This window comes from Sphingomonas bacterium, assembly GCF_903643065.1.
Classification (GTDB): domain Bacteria; phylum Pseudomonadota; class Alphaproteobacteria; order Sphingomonadales; family Sphingomonadaceae; genus Sphingomonas.
The window spans coordinates 1-5,118 of record NZ_CAHJWX010000187.1 but is presented as its reverse complement, the minus strand read 5'-3'; the positions used below and the strand labels follow the sequence as shown (position 1 = coordinate 5,118).

Sequence of the window (5,118 nt, the reverse complement as noted above, 5' to 3'; positions counted from 1 at the left end):
GGGCGGGCGGCGGGCCGGCGAGATCGCCGTCGAGCGCGCGGTTCGGGTCCACCGTGCGTACCTGCGCCGACGCCGCGCCGGCCCCCAGCAGCAGCGCCGCCGTCAGCCTTGTCCACCTGGTGAGCATGCGCCGGCCTCCCTCGCCTTGCGATGATTAACCGTCTCACTCCTTGCCGCGCGATGAACGATCGCCCGACCCCGTTGATCGCCCGCGCACCCATGCTATACGATCGCGCAGTCGGCCCGGAGACGTGGGTGAGTGGCTGAAACCAACGCTTTGCTAAAGCGTCGTACGGGAAACCGTACCGAGGGTTCGAATCCCTCCGTCTCCGCCAAGTCGCCGTCCGGCACTATCCGAGATCACGGAAGAAGTCGTTGCGCCACCTGCTGGCGCGATCGGTCATCGTCGTTCTCCTTCGGGATCGGCAGATCGCCCGCGCCGCGGGGGGCGGCGCGGGGTCCGTGGTGTCGGTGGGTGTGACGCGTGCGGTCAGCGGCCCCGCGGCTCGCGGCGGCGGCGCGCGCGATCGTGAGCGGACCGGAACACGCGCTCAGCCAGCCAGTTGTCGAGGTCTTTGACGCGATATCGGACCGAGTCGCCCTCGTCGCAGACAAACGGTGGGCCGTTCTCGGAGTAACGGCGCTTCTTTTCGAACGTGCTCTTGGCGGGGCCGATTTAGTGCGCCGCCTCGCCGTCTTCGTTACCGCGTTAGGCGGCGTCTTCTTGCGTGGCATCGTGATCTCCTTGGTTGCGGAGAGCGGCCAGATGTCAGCACGGCCGCAGGTTTAATCCCCGGGATGATTCTGTCGCTTCGGCGTCGACCGGGTGGACCGGCCCGGCGCGCGGCGTCCGGCGCGCCGGATTGCCCGGCGCCGGCGCCGCCGTCGATGGCGGCTAGCCCTTCCTGCCCGGGCGCGGCCGCCGCGGGAGCGCGCCGGCGCGTGCTCGACCGCCCTCCTCCAGGCCAGGTCGAACAGGTCGTCGATGAAGTAGTCGTCGAACGCCGCGACCGACATCTCGCGCAGGTCCTTGCGGACGTAGGTCGCCCATTCGCCGGTCGAGTAGCCCGCCTCGGCTGCCGCCGCCCAGAGCAACAGCGTGTTAATGCCGCGAGACGGCCGGCCGGACATGGCGTTGAGCGGGGTCGAGTTGCCGCTGCTGCGATGCCAGGGCATCCGGTACTGGCCCGGTCTCGCACCAGCCTCAATCGCGGTAATGATTGACCGCGATTGCCCGATAAAGGTCGGTTCGCATGAACGCTCCGCGTCGTTCTCACGCGAGCTGATTCATCCGAGCCCCTTTGATGTTCACTGGCAGGTTCGACCTACTTGCAAACGTTAAGCGATGCTCAACAGCTTTTCGAAAGCGGTCATCTGTTCAGTCATCCTTTCGAGCCGTTTTCGCCAGGGCTGCTTCAATAAGATCAGCGGACGCTTGACCGCAATCGTTGAGTGCCAGACTTCCCGTCGGCATGGCGGACACAGGACCAAGCATGCGGCATACCAGACGCGGCTATCTCTTGTTGTCGTTTGCCGCATTGACGGCCGCGACGTTGACCGCGTTGGCATATTGGCCCGGCTTGATGAGCTGGGATCCGGTGCGCCAGTATGGCGAAGCGCTGAGTGGAGACATCGACGACTGGCATCCGCCGGCGATGCAGTGGGTGTGGCGCCAGCTGATCCGCATCCACCCCGGCCCGGCGCCGATGTTGCTGATGGAGCTGGCGCTATACTGGGGCGGTCTGACCGTACTTGCGGGCACGGCGTGGCAGCGACGGCGTCGTGGCCTAGCCTGGGCGCTGCTCGCCTGCGGGCTGTGGCCGCTCGGGTTGGCGCTGACCGGCATGATCCTCAAGGACTGCCTGATGACGGGCGCACTGCTCGTCGCGACCGGCCTGCTCGCCTGTCACGGGGGCGTACCGTCGCGCGTTCTGGCAGCGGGAATGCTGGTCTTCGCGGCGACGCTGCGCTTCAATGCCTTTACCGCCTGCCTGCCGCTGTTGATGTCGCTGCTGCCGCGGCACTGGTGGAGCAGCTGGCCACGGCTGCTCGGCACCGGCCTGATTGCCACAATGGCGCTGATGGCGGCGATGCCGGTCGCCAATCGACTGATCGGCGCCAAGCCCAGCCGGGTGGAGCTGTCGCTCGTCATTTTCGACCTGGGCGGTATCACCGAACACGCCGGCGTCAGCGTCTTTCCCGAAGAGCTGGAGGTGTCGGATCCCGTGCGCGTCAACTACCGTTGCTATCGGCCGAACAAGTGGGACAGCTATTCCGACTGGGTCGATCCCGAGTGCCCGCTCGGCTTCACCGCCTGGAACGAAAACGTCGATCCGCTGCGGATCAGGCCCTATCCGTTCTTGGCACGTGCGGTGCTGGCGCATCCGATCGCCTATGCCGCGCACCGGTTGCATCACTTCGCGATCAACACACGGCTGCTGCCGCTGTCCGACGAGATCGAGCGGCCTGTGCCCAACAAGGCAGCACCGAACCCCTGGGGGTTTCACGTCACACCCAACCCGGTGATGCGCACGCTTGACGCGCTCGCGATCGGCACCGCGCACACGCCGCTGGGCTGGCCGATTGTGTTCATCGGGCTGGCACTTGGCGTGCTCGTCGCCAGCTGGGGGCTACCGGGCGCGCGGTTGATCGCGCCGGTCGCGCTGTCTTCGCTGTTCTATGGCAGCGGTTATCTCGTATTGAGCGTCGCGGCCGAACTTCGCTATCATCTCTGGACCGAACTCGCCGCCCTGATCGCCACCGCCCTGTTGGTTGATGAACTCAAGATCGATAATCGCCGGCGACTGGCGTGCGCCTTCGTGCCAGCGAGCCTAGCCGCGCTGGCTGGTGTGATCGCAAGAGCGTTGGCGTGAAAGACCCACAACCAGCCGCTAAACGGCACTCAGCGCCTCCTCGGAAGCGGACACCCGTTCACGTTCAACCGCCTCCACTCCGGCGCGCTTTCTAAGAGCCAACCGGGAATTAGAGCGGATTCCGATCAGTCCGGGTCATAGCCGCAGGAACTGAAGTAGTTGGCGCATTCCTGCGGCTGGAACAGGTCGACCAGTTTGCCGATGAGGGATCAGAGCCCGGACACGGTCCGCTCGCCAGCCTTGTGGAGCTGTATGGCGGAAGGTCGGCGCCTGATCGACGCGGCGTTCGAGGCGGCGTGACGCTGTTCGACACCGCCGACATCTGTGGGCTGGACGGCGGTGCGTTCGGTGATGCCGAAGCGCTGCTCGGCCGCAAATTCGCGGAGGCACCCGCGTTGCGCGGGCATGGTGCTCGCGACCAAGGGGCGGTATCGCTCCGCCCGCGCCTGACGACTCCGGGCGCCGCTATCTGATGGCGGCGCTCGACGCGTCGCTGCGGCGGCTAGATGCGTGCGGTCGGCGTCTCCAAATGCACGCGGCACCAGACGATCGCGCTCGCCTCGGTCCGGTCGATGCCGCTCGCGAGCCTCCAGCCCGACTTTTCGCCGCGGCTCTCGACGCGTGGGCCACTGAGGTCGGCGTCGGCCGCGCCGCCGTTGCGTACAGCTGGATCATGGCGCATCCGGCACGTGCGATCCCAATTGTCGGCACACAGAACGCCGCGCGGATCGCCGAACTCGCCGACGCCTTGAAAGTCGAGTAGACTCGCCACCAATGGTACGACGTGCTGATCGCCGTACGGGGAGAGCCGCTGCCCTGAGCCGGGGCGACACACCCGGCCGCGTGACCGATGGTCCCCGGCTCAGCCGGGCAAGGCGTTACGGATAAAGGCGGCGACCATGCGGTCGCGATCCGGTGATGATGGCCCCAGGACACCCTGGGCATGGGCCGGCAGGTGCGCCGCCGCGTCCAGCCGATCCGTGCCGAAGACGTAATGGTCGAACCAGTCGCGCCACGCCCCGCGCTCGCCCTCCGGCAGGTCGCGGACGGTGTGGAGCGCGTGGACCATCGCCGCCAGCGGCGATCCGGCCGCGGCTGGCCGCGACCAGTAATTGACGAGCACGTTGACGGCCGCGCCGGCGGTCACGTGATGCCACCAAAGCGATGGGATATAGAGCGCGTCGCCGGGCATCAGCTCCGCCACGAGCATATGCTCGCTCGCGGCGGCGAAGCGGGGATAGCGGGACAGATCGGGCGCGAGCGGGTCGACCATGCTCACCGGCTGGCCCGCGGGCGTTCGCTCCAGCGGGCCGACATGCAGGTTGCTGACCTGGCCGGGCGGGAACAGCAGGAAGCGGCGGCGGCCGGCGGCGACGCACGCGATGTTGTCCGACATGTCGTAATGCGTCGCGATCCGGGAGCGGTTGCCGATCCAGATGCGCGGTTCGGCACCCGGCAGCGGCAGCGGCATCGGATTGTCCGTCGCGAACCGGACGAGGGTCTCCGCGGCCGGCGCGGCGCCCGCGTAGAGGGCGGGCGACCGTGCTTCGCCCGCCAATTCGAGCAGCGCCACCAGCAGCCGGGTCAGCGTGACCTGTTCCGTGCCGAAGTTCAGCCCTCGCATGTCATCGGCGTAGAAGAACCGGCCGCCCTGTTCGGGTGGGGCGGAGAAGACGTTGACGGGCCGGCCGCTGTCCAGCGTCGCCAGATATTCGACGAGCGCGCGGTCGCCGCGCCTGCCCGCCGCCACGACCGGCCAATCCGCGACGAGCCCGCGCAGCACGACGGGAGCATAGCGAGGCACGACGTCGCGCAGAAAGGCCGCCGCATCGGGCGCATCGATGCTGTCGACCCGCTTCGCCGCCGATATATCGATCATCGACGGTTCCGGCGCGGCGATAGCGTCACGCTCGGGCGTCATCGCCACTCTCCGGCGTCCCCGACGGCGTCGGCGATGAACTGAAGCTAACTTCGACCGGCCCTGTCATCTTCCCCCCACTCGCCAGTTTCAGCGATGCGCGACGCGTCGCGCCGGAGGCCGCCCACCTCCGTGTCGACCTGCCCATAGGAGTCCGCCGCGCGGCGATCAACGGCGTGCACGGCACCGGTCTCTCGGCGGCGCGGGTTGGCGTTGCGGACACGCCGGCCGCGGCGCGGTCACCTCGCCATCACCTCGACCGACCGGCCGGGGCGGCGCCCGTCGGCTGAGCGGGCGCGCACCGTCACCGGCCCGGCGACCGCGACC

At 68.1% G+C, this 5,118-nt stretch carries 5 protein-coding genes, 1 tRNA gene and 1 pseudogene; 4 read left to right on the top strand and 3 right to left on the bottom strand.

The features are described 5' to 3' along the window. The first annotated feature begins 245 nt into the window (after positions 1 to 245). Positions 246 to 335: transfer RNA gene (locus HUU95_RS07895), tRNA-Ser, on the top strand. Between the two features lie 451 nt (positions 336 to 786). On the opposite strand, the gene HUU95_RS07890 is transcribed toward HUU95_RS07895, so the two are convergent. Continuing rightward, a complete protein-coding gene (locus HUU95_RS07890; protein WP_302480104.1) occupies positions 787 to 1,218 on the bottom strand; it encodes an ArdC family protein in 432 nt (143 codons plus the stop codon). 611 nt (positions 1,219 to 1,829) lie between these two features. Here HUU95_RS07890 and HUU95_RS07885 point away from each other — a divergent pair. Continuing rightward, positions 1,830 to 2,873, top strand: a complete 1,044-nt coding sequence (locus tag HUU95_RS07885; RefSeq protein ID WP_174279616.1) for a hypothetical protein — start codon at positions 1,830 to 1,832, stop codon at positions 2,871 to 2,873. Between the two features lie 125 nt (positions 2,874 to 2,998). On the opposite strand, the pseudogene HUU95_RS14325 reads toward HUU95_RS07885, so the two are convergent. Further along, a pseudogene (locus HUU95_RS14325) lies at positions 2,999 to 3,121 on the bottom strand (IS630 family transposase); the annotation flags it as partial. Positions 3,122 to 3,169: 48 nt separating this feature from the next. On the opposite strand from HUU95_RS14325, the gene HUU95_RS14535 reads away from it, so the two are divergent. Together HUU95_RS14535 and HUU95_RS14530 are read left to right on the top strand one after the other, a co-directional pair. Further along, entirely contained in the window at positions 3,170 to 3,346 is a 177-nt protein-coding gene (locus HUU95_RS14535; RefSeq protein ID WP_254602683.1) for a hypothetical protein, read from the top strand. After that, positions 3,346 to 3,636, top strand: coding sequence for an aldo/keto reductase (locus tag HUU95_RS14530; RefSeq protein ID WP_254602681.1), 291 nt, complete (start codon positions 3,346 to 3,348; stop codon positions 3,634 to 3,636). Before HUU95_RS14535 ends, HUU95_RS14530 begins: the two co-directional genes overlap by 1 nt. Positions 3,637 to 3,735: 99 nt before the next feature. Here HUU95_RS14530 and HUU95_RS07875 read toward each other — a convergent pair whose 3' ends face one another. Next, the gene (locus tag HUU95_RS07875; protein WP_174279615.1) at positions 3,736 to 4,752 is read right to left on the bottom strand and encodes a cupin-like domain-containing protein; all 1,017 of its coding nucleotides are present in this window, start codon (positions 4,750 to 4,752) and stop codon (positions 3,736 to 3,738) included. Positions 4,753 to 5,118: the final 366 nt, after the last annotated feature.

What these genes read in the sequence shown, in the direction of transcription:
- HUU95_RS14530 (WP_254602681.1), top strand. Translation starts at nt 3,346, where the DNA reads ATGGCGGCGCTCGACGCGTCGCTGCGGCGGCTAGATGCGTGCGGTCGG.
- HUU95_RS07875 (WP_174279615.1), bottom strand. Translation starts at nt 4,752, where the DNA reads ATGATCGATATATCGGCGGCGAAGCGGGTCGACAGCATCGATGCGCCC.